Origin of the sequence: Pseudoalteromonas sp. SG45-3, from assembly GCF_014164075.1 — a bacterium.
Lineage (GTDB): Bacteria > Pseudomonadota > Gammaproteobacteria > Enterobacterales > Alteromonadaceae > Pseudoalteromonas > Pseudoalteromonas distincta.
Genome location: NZ_JACJEN010000004.1, coordinates 162944 through 179228, shown reverse-complemented (window position 1 = coordinate 179228; position 16285 = coordinate 162944). Strand labels below are relative to the sequence as shown.

At 38.7% G+C, this 16285-nt stretch carries 17 protein-coding genes; 8 read left to right on the top strand and 9 right to left on the bottom strand.

Translation table 11 applies throughout. From position 1 onward, the window contains the following. From H5126_RS06900 to lpxC, 4 genes are all read left to right on the top strand, one after another. Positions 1-786, top strand: a complete 786-nt coding sequence (locus H5126_RS06900; RefSeq protein ID WP_002957996.1) for a cell division protein FtsQ/DivIB — start codon at positions 1-3, stop codon at positions 784-786. Continuing rightward, entirely contained in the window at positions 783-2015 is a 1233-nt protein-coding gene (ftsA, locus tag H5126_RS06895; protein ID WP_007582937.1) for a cell division protein FtsA, read from the top strand. The genes H5126_RS06900 and ftsA overlap by 4 nt, the downstream gene beginning before the upstream one ends. Before the next feature lie 21 nt (positions 2016-2036). Then, positions 2037-3281: a cell division protein FtsZ gene (gene ftsZ, locus H5126_RS06890; protein ID WP_058154155.1), complete on the top strand. Its 1245-nt coding sequence runs from the start codon at positions 2037-2039 to the stop codon at positions 3279-3281. Between the two features lie 106 nt (positions 3282-3387). After that, the gene (gene lpxC, locus H5126_RS06885; RefSeq protein ID WP_002957999.1) at positions 3388-4299 is read left to right on the top strand and encodes a UDP-3-O-acyl-N-acetylglucosamine deacetylase; all 912 of its coding nucleotides are present in this window, start codon (positions 3388-3390) and stop codon (positions 4297-4299) included. A gap of 81 nt (positions 4300-4380) precedes the next feature. Here lpxC and yjjG read toward each other — a convergent pair whose 3' ends face one another. The 3 genes from yjjG to H5126_RS06870 all read right to left on the bottom strand — a co-directional run bounded on the left by yjjG (position 4381) and on the right by H5126_RS06870 (position 6577). Beyond that, positions 4381-5055: a pyrimidine 5'-nucleotidase gene (gene yjjG / locus H5126_RS06880; RefSeq protein ID WP_182711439.1), complete on the bottom strand. Its 675-nt coding sequence runs from the start codon at positions 5053-5055 to the stop codon at positions 4381-4383. Positions 5056-5068: 13 nt separating this feature from the next. Beyond that, positions 5069-5614: an inosine/xanthosine triphosphatase gene (gene yjjX, locus H5126_RS06875; protein ID WP_182719880.1), complete on the bottom strand. Its 546-nt coding sequence runs from the start codon at positions 5612-5614 to the stop codon at positions 5069-5071. A 63-nt stretch (positions 5615-5677) separates the two neighbouring features. Further along, entirely contained in the window at positions 5678-6577 is a 900-nt protein-coding gene (locus H5126_RS06870) for a phosphoribulokinase (RefSeq protein WP_002958002.1), read from the bottom strand. A gap of 157 nt (positions 6578-6734) precedes the next feature. On the opposite strand from H5126_RS06870, the gene H5126_RS06865 reads away from it, so the two are divergent. Together H5126_RS06865 and H5126_RS06860 are read left to right on the top strand one after the other, a co-directional pair. Beyond that, positions 6735-7610: a hypothetical protein gene (locus H5126_RS06865; protein ID WP_182719879.1), complete on the top strand. Its 876-nt coding sequence runs from the start codon at positions 6735-6737 to the stop codon at positions 7608-7610. A 75-nt stretch (positions 7611-7685) separates the two neighbouring features. Beyond that, positions 7686-8051, top strand: coding sequence for a hypothetical protein (locus H5126_RS06860; protein ID WP_007376965.1), 366 nt, complete (start codon positions 7686-7688; stop codon positions 8049-8051). Between the two features lie 82 nt (positions 8052-8133). Here the strand turns inward: H5126_RS06860 and H5126_RS06855 are convergent, their stop codons facing one another. From H5126_RS06855 to H5126_RS06830, 6 genes are all read right to left on the bottom strand, one after another. After that, the gene (locus H5126_RS06855) at positions 8134-10707 is read right to left on the bottom strand and encodes a M1 family metallopeptidase (RefSeq protein WP_182719878.1); all 2574 of its coding nucleotides are present in this window, start codon (positions 10705-10707) and stop codon (positions 8134-8136) included. Between the two features lie 149 nt (positions 10708-10856). Then, the gene (locus H5126_RS06850) at positions 10857-11537 is read right to left on the bottom strand and encodes a hypothetical protein (protein WP_138488564.1); all 681 of its coding nucleotides are present in this window, start codon (positions 11535-11537) and stop codon (positions 10857-10859) included. 99 nt (positions 11538-11636) lie between these two features. Next, the gene (locus H5126_RS06845) at positions 11637-11987 is read right to left on the bottom strand and encodes a DUF2750 domain-containing protein (protein ID WP_002958007.1); all 351 of its coding nucleotides are present in this window, start codon (positions 11985-11987) and stop codon (positions 11637-11639) included. A 17-nt stretch (positions 11988-12004) separates the two neighbouring features. After that, a complete protein-coding gene (locus tag H5126_RS06840; protein ID WP_024605976.1) occupies positions 12005-12583 on the bottom strand; it encodes a glutathione S-transferase family protein in 579 nt (192 codons plus the stop codon). A 64-nt stretch (positions 12584-12647) separates the two neighbouring features. Then, positions 12648-12929 carry a peptidylprolyl isomerase gene (locus H5126_RS06835; protein ID WP_002958009.1) on the bottom strand — a complete coding sequence of 94 codons (282 nt, stop codon included), beginning with the start codon at positions 12927-12929 and terminating at the stop codon, positions 12648-12650. Between the two features lie 87 nt (positions 12930-13016). Then, positions 13017-13592, bottom strand: coding sequence for a glutathione peroxidase (locus H5126_RS06830; protein WP_002958010.1), 576 nt, complete (start codon positions 13590-13592; stop codon positions 13017-13019). Between the two features lie 81 nt (positions 13593-13673). Between H5126_RS06830 and H5126_RS06825 the strand changes: the two genes are divergently transcribed. Then, positions 13674-14162, top strand: coding sequence for a GNAT family N-acetyltransferase (locus H5126_RS06825; protein WP_149602143.1), 489 nt, complete (start codon positions 13674-13676; stop codon positions 14160-14162). A gap of 119 nt (positions 14163-14281) precedes the next feature. Continuing rightward, entirely contained in the window at positions 14282-16276 is a 1995-nt protein-coding gene (locus H5126_RS06820; RefSeq protein ID WP_154903871.1) for an ATP-binding protein, read from the top strand. The last annotated feature ends 9 nt before the right edge of the window (positions 16277-16285 follow it).

The following is a 16285-nucleotide window of genomic DNA, read 5'->3' as shown; positions in this document are numbered from 1 at the left end:
ATGCATCCCCTTTTAGAAAAAGCTCAACAACTAAAACAGCAACTTAACTTTAATTGGTCGCTGATTTTTGGAGTGAGTTTTTTTCTGGTTGTGGTTATAGGCTTAGTACAAATAACCACAGGTGTATCTGATTGGTTAGTTGAAAATAAAGATGCTCAAATTAAGCACCTTACAGTGCAAGGGCATCCCAAATACACAGATGAAACGGCAATTATAAAAGCAATTAAAAAAGCCGATTTAAGTAGTTTTTTTGAACTTGATGTTAAGCACGTGCAGCAGCTAGTTCAAGACTTGCCTTGGGTTGCTACCGCTTCGGTACGTAAACAATGGCCTGATACTATACAGGTGTATGTAGTTGAACATGAAGTAGTTGCTCACTGGAATAGCGACTTGTTGCTCAACCAAAGTGGCCAAGCATTTCAAGCCAGCAGCGATAAGTTAGATGATAACTTACCGCAGTTATATGGCCCAGAAGGTAGCGAAGAAGAGGCGTGGGTTGCTTTTAAGCAATTTGATGAAATGCTCAGAGTTAATGGTTTAACATTAACAAGTTTGGCATTATCGGAGCGTTTTTCGTGGCAACTTTGGCTAGATAACGGGATTCGCTTAAATTTAGGGCGTAAAGATAAAGCCAAGCGTGTACAACGTTTTATAGACGTTTATCCACGAATGGAACAACGTGCAGATGCACAAGTAGATACAATCGATTTACGGTATGATACCGGCCTTGCAGTAAGCTTTAAGCCAATGCAAGAAGAACAATTACAAAATAAGAGTAAGGCATGACTAAGTCAGCAGAAAGAAACCTAGTAATAGGATTAGACGTTGGCACCTCGAAAGTGGTTGCCACGGTAGGTGAAATCACCGCAGATAACAAGCTCAGCATTGTTGGTGTGGGCAGCCAAGTATCTCATGGTATGGATAAAGGCGGCGTTAACGATTTAAACTTAGTGTCTGAGTCTATTCGACGAGCAATAGACGAGGCCGAGTTAATGGCTGATTGTCGTATAAGCTCTGTGTATTTGGGTATTTCTGGCAAACATATACAGTGTCAAAACGAAAGTGGTGTGGTGGCAATTAATAACACCGAAGTCACTGACGAAGACATTGAAAACGTAATACATATTGCGCGTTCTGTGCCTATTTCAGCAGAGCGTAAAATGCTACATGCATTGCCACAAGAATACAGCATTGATATGCAAGAGGGCATTAAAAACCCACTAGGCATGAGCGGCGTTCGTATGGAAGCGCGTGCACATATCATTACGTGCTCAAACGACATGGCAAAAAATATCGAAAAATGTGTAGAACGCTGTGGTCTTGAAGTCGATCAACTTATCTTTACTGCCCTTGCGTCTTGCTATTCTGTACTAACAGATGACGAAAAAGAGCTAGGTGTTGCAGTACTTGATATTGGTGGCGGTACTATGGATATCACCATTTATATTAATGGCGCACTTCGTCACTCTGCCGTTATACCTGTAGCGGGTAACCAAGTTACTGGTGATATTGCAAAAATATTTCGCACACCTATATCACATGCAGAGTCACTCAAAGTACAATACGCATGTGCTAGTAGCCAAATGGCAAGTAGCGAAGACACAATTGAAGTACCAAGTGTAGGCGGGCGACCAGCAAGGTTGATGTCGCGCCATACATTATCTGAGGTGGTAGAGCCTCGTTTTAGAGAATTATTTGAGCTTGCGATGGAAGAAATTCGTCGTTCAGGCTTAGAAGACCAAATTGCGGCAGGTCTCGTTATAACAGGCGGAACTGCTAAAATGACTGGCGCTATGGAAGTGGCAGAAGACATCTTCCAAATGCCAGTAAGAATAGGCAAACCAATCGGGATGGTTGGTTTGACAGACTATGTAGATGATCCTTCGTACGCAACCGCTGTTGGTTTGTTACAATACGGGCGTACCATGCAATCGATGAATGCACAAAAGTCGAAAGCAGAGGATAACAATAATTGGTGGAACCGCATTACTAAATGGTTCCAAGGCGAGTTTTAAGACTCAAGTCGGAGAGTAAACATGTTTGATATAATGGAACAACACAGCGAAGAAGCTGTAATAAAAGTAATCGGCGTGGGCGGTGGTGGCGGTAACGCTGTTGAGCACATGGTAAAACAACAAATAGAAGGCGTGCGTTTTATAGCCGCTAATACGGATGCGCAAGCATTACGTAACTCTGCTGCCGATATTACAGTTCAACTAGGCACGCAAATAACCTCTGGGTTAGGTGCGGGCGCAAACCCTGAAGTAGGCCGTAAGTCGGCTGAAGAAGATGCAGATACAATTCGTGCCAGCCTTGAAGGCGCCGATATGGTATTTATTGCAGCCGGTATGGGCGGTGGTACAGGTACTGGTGCAGCACCGGTAGTTGCTAAAATTGCTAAAGAACTCGGTATTTTAACCGTTGCAGTTGTAACACGTCCTTTTGATTTTGAAGGTAAAAAACGTGCAGCAGCCGCTGAACAAGGCATTAATGAATTGTCAGAAATTGTAGATTCACTTATTACAATTCCTAACAATAAATTGCTTAAAGTTTTAGGGAAAGGGACTACACTTCTAGATGCCTTCGCTAAAGCTAATGACGTATTATTTGGTGCGGTACAAGGTATAGCAGAGCTAATTACACGTTCTGGTTTAATTAACGTGGATTTCGCCGATGTTAGAACAGTAATGTCTGCAATGGGTACTGCAATGATGGGAACGGCGTCTGCGTCAGGTCCTGATCGTGCACAAGAAGCTGCAGAAGCCGCTATCTCAAGCCCACTACTAGAAGACGTTGATTTAACAGGTGCTAAAGGTATCTTAGTTAATATTACCGCTGGTATGGACATTGCGATTGAAGAATTTGAAATTGTTGGTAATCACGTTAAAGCACTTGCGTCAGAAAACGCAACGGTTGTTGTTGGTGCGGTAATCGACCCAGAGATGACTGATGAGCTACGTGTAACGGTTGTTGCAACTGGTTTAGGCGGCGATCGCCGTCCACAGTTTGGTATTGTTGATAACGGCTTTAAAAAAGCATCAGGTTCTGATGTTGCAAGCACATCAAACCAAACGAGCAGTATGTACGTACCAAGCTTTGCAAGCCAAGATACAAACGCTGAAGAAAATACGACTAAAGAGCAAGCGCAAAGTAAAGAAAAAGCGCCTTCAACGAGTTCAAGTAGTTCAAGTTCTTCAGCGCAAAATAGTAAAAAAGCAGATAAATCAGAAGGTGGTGATTATTTTGATATTCCCGCTTTTTTACGTAAGCAGGCAGATTAACATTTAATAATACTTTTGTTTGAAATATGTACAAATATTGAAAGGCAAAAGGATTTATGTTAAACTCCGCCGTCTAACTGTAACTGATTTAAAAGTGAGCATACCTATGATTAAACAGCGTACGATTGCACAAGTAGTCAAAGCCATAGGAATTGGACTTCATAAAGGTGAGAAGGTCACAATAACTCTCCGACCTGCGAGCGCAAATACTGGGATTGTATTTCGTCGTGTCGACCTTGATCCGGTTGTTGATTTTGAAACAACACCTGAAGCCGTTGGTGATACGCAGTTGTGTACCTGTTTAATTAACAAAGATGGTGTTCGCTTATCAACTACTGAGCATCTTATTGCAGCTGTTGCTGCAATGGGCATTGATAATCTAATTGTAGAATTAGACAGCTCAGAGGTGCCGATTATGGATGGTAGTGCATTACCATTCATATATCTGTTACAAAAAGGCGGAATTGAAGAACAAAACGTTGCTAAACGCTTTATCCGTATTAAAGAAAAAGTACGCATTGAAGAAGATGGTAAGTGGGCTGAAGTTGAACCATATGATGGTTTTCATATCGATTTTGAGATTGCATTTAACCACCCAGCTATCAATGAAAGTCGCCAACGCATTGGGTTGGATATAACAACGCAAAGCTTTATTGAAGAAATTAGCCGTGCGCGTACTTTTGGATTTATGAAAGATATTGAATACATGCATGCAAACAACCTAGCGCTAGGTGGTAGCATGGATAGTGCTGTGGTACTTGATGAATTCAAAGTTTTAAATCCTAATGGCTTACGTTATAGCGATGAGTTTGTTAAGCACAAGATATTAGACTGTGTTGGTGACATGTTTATGACAGGTCATAACCTTTTGGGTAAAGTAACTGCATTTAAATCGGGTCATGATTTAAATAATAAATTACTACGTAAAATTATGGCTACAGAGTCAGCATGGGAGTGGGCAACATTTGAAACGCCTGTGACGATGCCTGCACCCGGTCTTGAGTTAGCTCCAGCCTAAAAGCAGTAAAAGAACAGCTCACAAACAGTTATAAAAAATGACGCTAATTAGCGTCATTTTTTTTGCGTAAAATTTACTCTATTATAACTCTAAAAGAGCTTGTAACTGATTTAAATGAGTTACTGTATAGGTTGGTTTTATTCCATCGGCTAATTGCTCACCAGGGTGTTGTAACCAGCAAGTATCAATACCTGCATTGTTGCCGCCAAGTATGTCACTTGCAGCAGTATCACCCACCATAAGTATCTCGCTTTTATCTGGGTTACCCATTAGCTCAAATGTGTGCTCAAAAATCGCTTTATTTGGTTTTGCTATACCCACAAGTTCAGATATTACTAACCATTCAAACATATCTTTTAAGCCAGTATGCTCAAGGCGTACGGTTTGTAAGCGGGCAAATCCGTTAGTAATAATACCTAATCGAGCATTTGGCTTAAGTTTATTTAAAAGCTCAATAGCACCAGGTAATGGCTCGCAAATTTGCGCCATAGCATCTAAAAAAGCATCGTTTAGCTCTTTTGCGGGCACATTGAGTTTTGAAGCCCATTCATTAAAGCGTGTTACTTGTAAGTAATCTGCGCTAATAGTGCCATTTTGATAATCAACCCACAGCTGCTTATTGGTTTTTTGATAATGAATATAGTCGTCTTGGCTAAAATCTACGTTGTAAGCTTTAAACATGCGAGTCATGCCCGCTAAAATATCAAACCTAAATAAGGTTTCGTCTGCATCAAACAATACATAGTTGTATTTCATTAAACTTCCTAAATTAATTTGTTTGGCTGTAGAGATCTACGTGTAGAAAGGGCGCCATAGCTAAAGTGAGTGCTTGTGTATAGGTGCTTTCGCGCGTGGCGTGATTGTTTGTAAGTAACCCAATAGCGCCCCCTTTTTGTTTAACGTTGGTGGTATTAAATGCTTTGTCCATTACATCGCCAAGCTCTTCGCCGTTAAGTAATGCGTTATAAAGCACTTGAGGCAAGGGGAGGTTGCTGCTGCGCCCTACAACCTGATTTAAGGCATTATCAATAACTACGTAAGCAAAGGTTGCTGCACCATAGCTAAATTGCTTTGCACCGCCTTCCATTGCCACGTAGTAGTGAGCTTGGTAATGCTCTTTGCAATAATTAACACGGTTTTGTGCGCCAACACGTGTTTCTTCTTCGCCAATAGGTTGATCTGGCACATTGGATAGGGCATCAACACCTTGGCAATCAATTTCATGTTCAGGGAAATACATTGCAAAAATATGTTTAGCCGCGTTAATTTTTACAGGGTTTTTAGAACCCACAATAATTTTTAATGAGTACAACACAATGTCCCTTATTGTTACTAAAATCAGCAGTGTACGTGAGAGAGCTCAATCTTAGAAGAGGAGTTAAATAGGTATATCCAAAGGTGCTAAGTTTTCCAGTGCACGCTTTTTCAAAATAATATCTTTAATAAGTGGAGTAAGAACCAGCTCCATAGCTAAGCCCATTTTGCCCCCTGGTACTACAAGCGTATTAATACGAGACATAAAACTGCCTTCGATCATCCGTAAATAATAAGGAAAATCAACATCATCAATCCCCCTAAAGCGAATAACTACAAAGCTTTCATCAAGAGATGGAATATCTTTGGCGCTAAATGGGTTTGATGTATCAACGGTCGGCACGCGTTGAAAATTAATATGGGTACGAGAAAACTGCGGGGTAATATGATTTATATAGTCATCCATACTGCGCACAATAGAGCCCATAACCGCTTCGCGAGAATGGCCTCGTTCGGATGTATCGCGTATTAATTTTTGAATCCATTCAAGGTTAATAATTGGAACCATGCCTATTAATAAATCGACATGCTTTGCAACGTCTACATCTTGATCAACTACACCACCGTGTAACCCTTCATAAAACAAAATGTCAGTATTATGGTCAAGATCTTGCCAAGGTGTAAATGTACCTGGTAATTGATTGTACGGAACGGCTTCATCAAAGGTATGTAAGTAGCGGCGTAACTTTCCTTGACCTGTTTCGCTATAGTTTTCAAACAGCGTTTTTAAAGCGCCAAAGTCATTGGCCTCTCTGCCAAAGTAACTAATATGTTTACCTTCTTGTTGTGCTTCTCGAACTTTTTTATCCATTTCGGGGCGAGTGTAACGATGAAAGCTATCTCCTTCGACAAAAGCCGCTTGAATATTAAGGCTACGGAAAATATGTTTAATTGCATTCGTTGTGGTGGTTGTACCCGCACCAGATGAACCCGTAATCGCAATAATAGGATTTTTAGCTGACATGTTAATTCTCTTTTTTAGGACCAGGTTTTATAACCAGACTAAACTTAACATTATTTTAAGTCGTTTGGGTATCTTAAGAGTTGACTGACTTAGCTCAAGTGACGCCATCAGCAAATAACGTTATCATGAGGTGCTTAAAATTAAAACGAGAGAAAGCATGAAACTTATTAAACCATTACTTGGATTATTTTCTATAGCAGCGCTGAACCCAATAGTGGTGCAGGCTAGCATGCCAAAAAGCCAAGTATTACTTGCTGATTTAAATACACCTTTCGGGGTACAAGTTAGTATTGTGAGCGATAAAAATAGTTATAACAACCAACCGCACTTAACAAGTACAGGTTTATACTTTACTCATGAAGTAATTAATAAAGGGCAAAGCCAAACTGATATTGCTTATTATGATTTCACGTCAAAAAAAGTTACCAATATAACTAACTCTCCCGTAAGCGAATACTCACCAACAGTTATGCCAAGTGGTGATGCGATATCAGCGATTGTTGTAGAAGCTGACGGTAAGCAAAAATTGTGGCAATACCCACTCAAAAATGAAGATGCGCCACGTCGTATTTTTGATTGGATTGAACCTGTTGGATACCATGCATGGGGTGTCCAAAATGATTTAGTGATGTTTATTTTAGGAAAGCCTCACACGCTTCAATATACTTCTGTTGCACAAGCGAAGGGGGAAATAGCTGCCAGTAATATTGGCCGAACGCTTATTTATAACAACTCAATGGCTGCATTTTTATTTAGTTACACTAAAAACGAGCAACACATTTTAGCGAGTTTTAATCCACAAGATAAACAAGTTGAAGACCTATTAAGGTTACCGGCTCAAGTTCAAGATTTTATTTTAAAAGATAATGCGACCATTGCTTATGCTATTAAAAACCGCGTTTATCAGCGTAAACTTGATGGAAGTGATGAAGTATCGCAATGGCTTAATTTAAGCACCTACTGCGAAACAAATATAACAAGAATGAGTTACAACAATGAAAAACTCGCTTTTGTATGTGATATAACAAAGTGAAGCAGACAAATAAATTCAGATTTTATTGTGTGTATGCGTTAATCTAATACGCAAATTAACTAATAGGGATTACACGTGGCTTATAGTGCAGACGAGCTGACAGAACAGCTCATTAAATTACAGTGCAGAAGTAATTTTAAGATTAAAAATATTGCAGAGTACATGTTAGTAAACTCTAAAGAAGCATTTTATACCCACAGCGAAAGCGGCAAGGGTAAAATAGTAATTCGCCCAGCATTTGAAGTGTTTAGCGATGATTTTAATGATATAGATGGCGTAACGCGTGCGCAAGGGTACTTCCATAGCAGTGAGATGACACGCTTTCCTACGCGCATTTTTAAAAGCGCTCAACCTATTCACTACGGTGTTGCGTTTAAAATAAATTCTGAGCAAGCAGCCAAAGATTTTATAGCCAAGCTAACTATGATTATTGGTAATTAATAAAGCAAAAATATAAACGTAAAAAGCCGCTGAATTTATTTTCAGCGGCTTTTGTATTTTTATAGCTCAATAAACCTAATAATTACTTACTTTTTAAAAAGCTATTAACCGATTCAAGTTCACGTGTTTTAAGCGCGATACAATCGTTTGTGCTTTCTTCAAGCTTACTTAATGTACGAGCGTAACCAGCTACATCAGCTACTTTTTCGTTAAAGAAGGTTTTTGTTGTCGCTAAACTTTCTGCATCACAGCTTGCAGTTGTAAAGTACGGCAAGTTAGGTATAAAGAACGGCGGTAAGCTTGCTGTTACTTTATCGTAGTTACTGTAAACCCAATTAATAAATAATGCTTGGCGCTCATCTGTGTAACTTTGACCTGACAAAATAGTACGCATGTCAGATGCCGTTACTTCATCCGTTAAGCTATAAGCTAATACCGCTTTTTGTAACTCAGGTTTACCAAAAAAGCCCATAGCTGCAAGCATGTTTGTGCGTACTTGCGGATCTTTAGTCGTTTTAAACGTTGTCATGAATTGATCAAGCAGTGCTTTATCACCATGAAAAGCAGCAAGAGTTAAGTACGTACCCGCTAAGTATGGGTCTACTTTTTGTGGATCATTTAAATAAACTTGCGTTTGTTCTTTGGCTTTATTGATGACGTTTTGATCTTCACCATCAAAACCTAAGCGTGATACAACGGCCGCACGAAGTTGTGCAATAGCTCCATCTTCACCCGCTTTTGCTTCTAAACCATATTTTTTAGCAGCAGGCGTTACTGCACCGCGAATAAATTCAGGCCATAGGTCTTTATTGCTATCGTCTTTAAAAGTGCGCTGTTGCGATACTAAGTAACCTAGTGCGGTATTTGCTACGCGAGGGTGGCTATCGCTTACGAACACTTCAAGTGTTTGCATTAACTTAGCAGCAGATATAACACCAGCATCAAGTAGCGCATCAGTAGCAGATAGTAACGCTAAGCGTTCACGGTCACTCAGTACGCTTGGCGCCTTTTTAACAAGTGCGCTAAATTGTGCATCATCCATTACCCAGCGGTAGTAGCCTAATGCACCTTGGTCGGGATAAATCCACTCTGGTTCAAAGTCTAAATCTAGTGTTTGGCTTTGTTTATTAAGTAATACGTTTGCTGTTTTCACTTTATCGCCAGCACCATATTTAATTGCCACCGGTACATTCCATAACTGCTTTGGCGCATCAACGCCTGCGTTTACAAAGCGGCTTTGTGAAATAGTTACTTTGCTACCTTGTTGAGTTACTTTAACTAGTGGGAAAGAAGATTGCTCAATAAACGATTTTAAAACACTCGCTACGTCTTTATTTGACGCTTTACCAAGTGCTTCCCATAAGTCGGCCGCTTCAGCATTTTTATATGAAAACTCTTTTAAGTAGCTTTGAATACCTTTTTGAAATGCATCTTCGCCAATCCAGTTTTCAACCATAGCAAGTACTGAGCTGCCTTTACTGTAAGCAAGACCTAAACCGTCCATAATGTCGGCTTCAGTTTTAATTGGCTTACGAATAGGCTTGGTGCTTAGGCGTGCATCAAGTGCCATTACGTTGTTTTGTGGCAGGTCTAAGTGCGATTCAAACTCAGGGTTAAGCTGTTTAGTAATTTTTGCAGCCATCCAGCTAGCAAATGCTTCGTTTAACCATAAGTCGTTCCACCATTTCATGGTTACTAAATTACCGTACCATTGGTGAGCAAGTTCATGAGCAATAATTGATACATTACGCTGTTTTTTACTGCGTGTTGCTGCAGCTAAATCAACTAATAAAATATCTTCTCGGTAGGTTACTAAGCCTGAGTTTTCCATTGCGCCAAATGGAAACTCTGGTACCGCTACTGAGTCTAATTTTTTGTAAACGTAAGGAATACCAAAATACGCTTCAAGTGCGCCCAGTACTTTTGGCATGTTTTCTTTTGCGTATTGGGCTAAGTGAATTTTACCTTGAGGGGTAATTACACGACCAGGAATTGGCATGCCTTTAATATCTAATTCTTCAAATGGGCCAACAGCCATCGCGACTAAGTATGAAGGAATTGGCGGCGTTTTATCAAAAAAGTGTGTGGTCATATCGCCATCAACCGTTGTTTTTAGTTCTGGCGTATTTGAATATACTTTTTGTGATGTAGGCGCGGTAATCGTTAACTGAAATGGAATTTTGTAACTTGGCTCATCAAAAACAGGAAATGCACGGCGTGCATCACTCATTTCAAATTGAGTAAATAAGTAAGGTGTGCCTTGGTCTAACGTTTTGTATAAACCAACACTTTGACGGTTATATGGCGCTGAAAAATCAACTTTAAGGGTGTATTTACCTGGTTGAATTTGCTCATCACAGCTAAATTTAACTTTACCTGTTTTAAGCATTTCGTTGTTTAAGTCACAGTTTTCGTCGCCAAGCAGTTGCGCCATTTTAACAGCGTAAGCTACGCCATTTAATTCAATGTATTTTGTTGGTTTTAGTACTTCTAGGGAAATCTCAGTCATCCCTGTGAATGTATCTTGGCTCGGATCGAGTGTTAACGATACCTGTTGTGAACTTGGTTTTGCGAGTTTTTCAATAACGAATTCGTTAGCGTTTGCAGCACCCATTGCCAAAGCAACGCTCACTGTTAAGAGGCTTTTAAGAAACATAGTGATCCCTAGATTGTTGTTGTTAGAAACTACCCTAAATAGGCTTTTTTATGCTCATATTATTAGGGGGTTAGATATCCTAACAGTTTTTTTTTAATAGAGTAATTGATTATAACGATGACTTTAAGGGGAAATAGTAACAAAGTTTGTCAGTGGCTTTCGCGTGTTATAAAACGCTGCCAATGCAGGTGTGAGTTAATAATACGTATTTTTTGGATCACGTTATTTAATAAAAGCACGTCCTTAAATTCATTATGTGGGTATTCGTTAAATCCCATGAGATAATTAAAGGCGTCTTTAGAGTTGGCTTGCAGAGCATGTATACGCACTTGTTGCTCAAAGTTAAGACGAAGGCTGCTTATGGCTGTTTTCATACCGAGTTGATCAACGTTTGGTATATCACACTTTTGTAAATAGCCGGCTCGCTCACCTTCACCTGAAAACCAAATACGGACTTTTTCACTGTATCTGCCAGTTTTAGCGGGTAAGTCGAACATTAATCGTTGTTGATTTTGTGATTTTATGAATGCTAAATATTCATTAAACCCGGCATCTATAAGTGCCTGATGCACTGGAACTAAGCGAGGTTTTATCTTACCGTGAGTATGAAAATTAAAACATAAGACATCTTTTTCAAGGGACAGATCATCAAGCGTTAGATAGCCAATTTCATCGCTATATGCACCACTGTAGTATGCAATTAGAGGAAGCCAAAAATGCCAGTGTTTTGGTTGCTCACGTGCAACTTTAAAATCACCGTATATATATCCATTATAAAGAGTGTGCAGTTCCATGGCTGAAAAGGGCCGGCGACCAAGATGGGTTTTCAACGTAATACCTTGAAAATAATGATGTGTTTTATTTTATACCCAACTAGCAGTAGATGCTAGTCGGGTTTTATCCGCTCTTAAAATAAAGCGTATAAAGTATTATTCACTTAATGCGCGAGCTAAACCAGTAGGTTCAATCTCTGTACATACTTGGTCATCATTCCAGTTAATGCCAACAAGTGCGTTATCTTCATTTAAATCTTCAACCCATGCATCTAAAAATTCATCAAGATTTATTTCTACAGGGCTGTAGTCTTTCCACTCTTCTTTACATTGCGCTTTAGCTGCTTCTTCACTTTCCCAAAGCAGTAGTACGTCAGTTTCGTCAAATTGGTTAGAATCGCACACTACAAAGCCATTATCTTCTGCACCAAGTGCCCAAATTACTTCGCTAACACGTACTTTTTCTACAAAGTTAACTAGTTGTGATTCAATTTCGATATCGCTCATGTGTTTACCTTTTTAAATTAGTGACGAGGATTAGTATCTATTGCTGCTTGACGCTTGCCATATTGCTTATGAAAAGCAACAAGCTCTGAATACTGACTAAAGTCAGTTAATTCACGAAAGCAAATCCAATCAAGCAGGCAGTATAAACTGATGTTGAGGTATTCACAGCTTTTAAATTCTTCATCGCTTAAATGGGTATTTAAAAAGCTTAATGTTTGTTCAATTCGTTCGTTTTGCAAATTAAAAAAGAGTTTATCGCTTTTGGTGTCAAATCCAGAGCGTTCACATAGCAACATTTCTACTAGCGAATCGTTACAGGCATTTATAGTCGTAAGTAAGTGCTCTTGCGGCCACGTTAGTTTTGGTTGACCTGTTTTTTCAAGTAAATAGCGCAATATAGAATTAGAGTCACTAAGTGTTAAGTCGCCATCTACCAGAATAGGAATCTTTCGAGCTGGATTTTTACTGGCCATAGTAGGGCGATCTTGCTCAGAAAATATATCAAGACTCACAAGCTCTAGTTTACAGTTGTTTTGTTGTGCCCAAATTCTAATTCGGCGCACGTAAGGTGAAGGTACAGAACCAATTAATTGCATAATTACTCCATAAAAAAGCCGCATAAGCGGCTTTTATAAAACGTTACTTACGATACAGTTAAATTTATTCTGAACGGCTAGTAACTTCAAGTAAATGATAACCAAATTGAGTTTGCACAGGGCCTTGTACTTGGTTAATTGGAGCTGAAAACACAACTTTATCAAACTCTGGAACCATCATACCAGGACCAAACTCACCAAGAGCACCGCCATCTTGACCTGATGGGCAGTTTGAATGCGCTTTGGCTAATTCAGCAAAGTCTTCGCCTTGCTCAATTTTTGTTTTTAAGTCTAAGCATTGTGCTTCACTGTCTACAAGTATATGTCGTGCGCTTGCTACTGTCATAAAATCTCCCGAGTATAGTGTGGTGTTTTTTTTAACCGAATTAAAATATCATTCTAGTTAGTTTCAACTAATTGTACCAGTATAAACTTATTTATCAGAAAGCACAGTTTCAATTGCAGCAATCATTTGTTCTGAATCAGGTGCTGCTTTGCTGTTAAACCGTAAAACCGTCTCACGATCAGCAGACACTAAGTACTTATAAAAGTTCCAATTTGGAGAGCTAGTTTGCTCATTCAAATATTTAAAAATTGGATTCGCTTTACTACCACGCACTTCGCTTGTAGCAAACATAGGGAAGGTTACACCATAATTTACAAAGCATACTTTTGCAGTTTCTTTTTCACTATCCTCTTCTTGAAAAAAATCATCAGAAGGGAACCCTAATACGACTAAACCTTGTTCTTTGTATCGTTGATATAGCGCTTCAAGGCCTTTAAATTGGGGTGTAAAACCACAGTTGCTTGCCGTGTTTACTATTAATAAAGGCTTATTTTTAAATTGGCATAAATTAATAGATTCTTTTGAGCGAAGCTTTCGAATATCGACATTGGTAAAATCTTGACAGTCTTGGGTAGAGGTTTGGTTAATAGTTGATGATGTTTCAGCGTGGAGTGGGGCATTAATAAATAAAGCCATTAATCCTATTATAATTTTTTTTAGCATTACATTACCTAAACTTTTCAATTGTTTGATTGGATAATCATACGCTAATATGAAACAAATTGATCAACCTTTGAATGACCTATGACAACCCGTTTAGCAACTATTGATGATCTTAGTGAAATTGTAGCCATTTATAACGAAACCATTGCAGGGCGAATGGTAACTGCAGATACCGAAGAAGTTACTGTTGACGAAAAGCGTGACTGGTTTAATAGCCATAACGATAAAAGGCCTATTTATGTTTACTGCGAAAATAACCAAGTACTTGCTTGGGTAAGTTATAAATCATTTTATGGGCGTCCTGCTTACGATGGCACAGTAGAGATGAGCATTTACATTACCCGTAAAGCACAAGGTAAAGGGCTTGGTAAAAAGCTAATGATATTTGCTCAAACACAAGCTAAGCAATTAAATATTAAAGTATTGCTTGGTTTTATTTTTAGTCATAATTTACCCAGTGTTAAATTGTTTAAGCATTTTGATTTTGAAATATGGGGCGAGCTACCAAGCGTTGCCATAATGGATAACAAGCCCTACAGCCTGACTATTTTTGGAAAGCATCTTAAATAAACTGTTTTATGAAACCTTGTAATATTTTTTTACAAAAAAACGATAGGGCTTTATGCCAATTAAATAAAAATAGACTACGCTGTTAGGATATTAAGTTTATTAATTTGAAGTGTGGCTTGATGATTCGAAAAATATTAATTATTGATAGTAGTAGTGTCATCGCGATGCGTGTGAAAGTGCTTTTAGAATTAATAGGGTGTGAGGTCGAATTAATTCATTTCAGCATGCTAGACATGTATACCAATATAGGCGATTACGACTTAGTTGTTGTTGCCCATGGTGTGCCTGTTGATTCTATAAAACCGCTTGTAAGCGAAGTAGCGCAAGAGCGCTTTATGCTGCTTGCGCCAAAAGCACAAAGCGGTGAACAACTAACTGCGTTTAGCGAGCTAAATCATATTGCGCCTGACGCAACCGTGGTCTACCCATTTTTTTCTAATAAAGAAATTACTTCTCTTTTAGAGAGCCTATTAGAATTGGGCTCTAACCATATTTTGCAATTACCTACTATTTTACTCGTCGATCATGTTCCTGAACGTCTCGAAAAAATGAAAAGCAGCTTGATCGGTGCTCATATCGAGACTCATACAGCAACCACCTCTGCAGAAGCTTTAGAAATTACGAAAGAAAAGCAAATAGATATACTGATAAGCGATTTTATTTTAGATGACGGAACAGGTTTAGGAATTTTTTCAAATTTAAAAGTAACCCAACCGCATTGTCGTTGTTTGTTATTTACCTCACGCCCTGATCAAGTTTCAATGATTGAAGCTATTCGTCAAGGTGTAGAAGACGTACTTATTAAGCCATTGAACGACAGCTCATTATTACAATCAATACATAAACTGTGGCAAACAGAGCTATTAAAACGCCATAACGCAGAACTTGTCGAAAGGCTACAAGATACGGTTGATGCCCTAATAGAAAAAGACAGCCTACTTCAGGTTATTTATAAACATACGCCCGATGCAATTATGTTATTTGAAAAGTGCGGTAGAGTGATAGAAGCTAATGATGCTTGCTTGAGACTATTTAACTTACCGTTTAATGAACTCGAAGGTAAATCAGTATTTGATTTTTTAGATGATGATTCAATTTTAGGTATTAAAGATAAGATTTCGACATTAAATAGTAATCGACAATTTAGCTGCGATTTACGTTTATCTAAAACAGCAGGAGGTTACATACCCTTAGTTGGCTCTTTTAATGAGATAGATCACCATGGCGAAATAGCACTTGCGGTCATATTTAAAAATGTAACCCATCTTAAGCAAAAAGAGGATTTATTACTTGAAGCAAAAGATGTTCTTGAAGAGCAAGTAAGAGCGCGTACTTCACAACTCGAGCATGCTAAAAATGTGGCTGAGGCTGCAAACTTAAGTAAATCAGAATTTTTAGCAAACATGTCGCATGAACTTCGAACACCTATGCACTCTATTTTAAGCTTTTCTCGTTTTGGTTTAAGTAAATTAGAAGCTGGAGATTTTGCAAAAGAAAAACTCATTAAGTATTTATCGCGAATAGAGAGTAGTGGTGAGCGTTTACTGTCGTTACTAAATAATTTACTCGACCTATCTAAGCTAGATGTAGGCAAGTTTCCATTTAACCCTCGTCCCTATAATTTAGCGAATATTATTAAAACAAGTATTGATGATGTGTCTGGTACGGCAATGGAAAAAGAAATTGAGATTATATTTACCGCACAGCCATTACCTGTAATTGCACAATGTGATGAAGAGCAAATAAACCAGTTACTTCGAAACGTACTAGGTAACGCACTTAAATTTAGCGAACCTAAAAGTAAAATACGGGTAAATTTAGAGTCAGATAATAAGCTTGCTACTATAGAGGTTACCGATAATGGGGTCGGTATACCAGAAGATGAGTTGGAGCATATTTTTACTAAGTTTGTGCAAAGCAGTAAAACAAATAGTGGTGCTGGTGGCACAGGGTTAGGCCTTGCATTGTGTAGAGAGTTTGTATCTTTACACCAAGGTGAAATCACTGCACGTAACAACGAAAATGGTGGTGCAACTATATCTATACAAGTGCCATTAGAAATAAACTTAGACGAGCATTTAGCTGAAGATCAGTTAATACAACACACTAATTAATTGTTTTTT

Coding starts and splice junctions, on each gene's coding strand:
- ftsZ (WP_058154155.1), top strand. CDS start 2,037: ATGTTTGATATAATGGAACAACACAGCGAAGAAGCTGTAATAAAAGTA.
- H5126_RS06835 (WP_002958009.1), bottom strand. CDS start 12,929: ATGACAGTAGCAAGCGCACGACATATACTTGTAGACAGTGAAGCACAA.
- H5126_RS06840 (WP_024605976.1), bottom strand. CDS start 12,583: ATGCAATTAATTGGTTCTGTACCTTCACCTTACGTGCGCCGAATTAGA.
- H5126_RS06865 (WP_182719879.1), top strand. CDS start 6,735: ATGAAACTTATTAAACCATTACTTGGATTATTTTCTATAGCAGCGCTG.
- H5126_RS06830 (WP_002958010.1), bottom strand. CDS start 13,592: ATGCTAAAAAAAATTATAATAGGATTAATGGCTTTATTTATTAATGCC.
- H5126_RS06845 (WP_002958007.1), bottom strand. CDS start 11,987: ATGAGCGATATCGAAATTGAATCACAACTAGTTAACTTTGTAGAAAAA.
- H5126_RS06855 (WP_182719878.1), bottom strand. CDS start 10,707: ATGTTTCTTAAAAGCCTCTTAACAGTGAGCGTTGCTTTGGCAATGGGT.
- H5126_RS06820 (WP_154903871.1), top strand. CDS start 14,282: ATGATTCGAAAAATATTAATTATTGATAGTAGTAGTGTCATCGCGATG.
- yjjG (WP_182711439.1), bottom strand. CDS start 5,055: ATGAAATACAACTATGTATTGTTTGATGCAGACGAAACCTTATTTAGG.
- lpxC (WP_002957999.1), top strand. CDS start 3,388: ATGATTAAACAGCGTACGATTGCACAAGTAGTCAAAGCCATAGGAATT.
- ftsA (WP_007582937.1), top strand. CDS start 783: ATGACTAAGTCAGCAGAAAGAAACCTAGTAATAGGATTAGACGTTGGC.
- H5126_RS06870 (WP_002958002.1), bottom strand. CDS start 6,577: ATGTCAGCTAAAAATCCTATTATTGCGATTACGGGTTCATCTGGTGCG.
- H5126_RS06900 (WP_002957996.1), top strand. CDS start 1: ATGCATCCCCTTTTAGAAAAAGCTCAACAACTAAAACAGCAACTTAAC.
- H5126_RS06825 (WP_149602143.1), top strand. CDS start 13,674: ATGACAACCCGTTTAGCAACTATTGATGATCTTAGTGAAATTGTAGCC.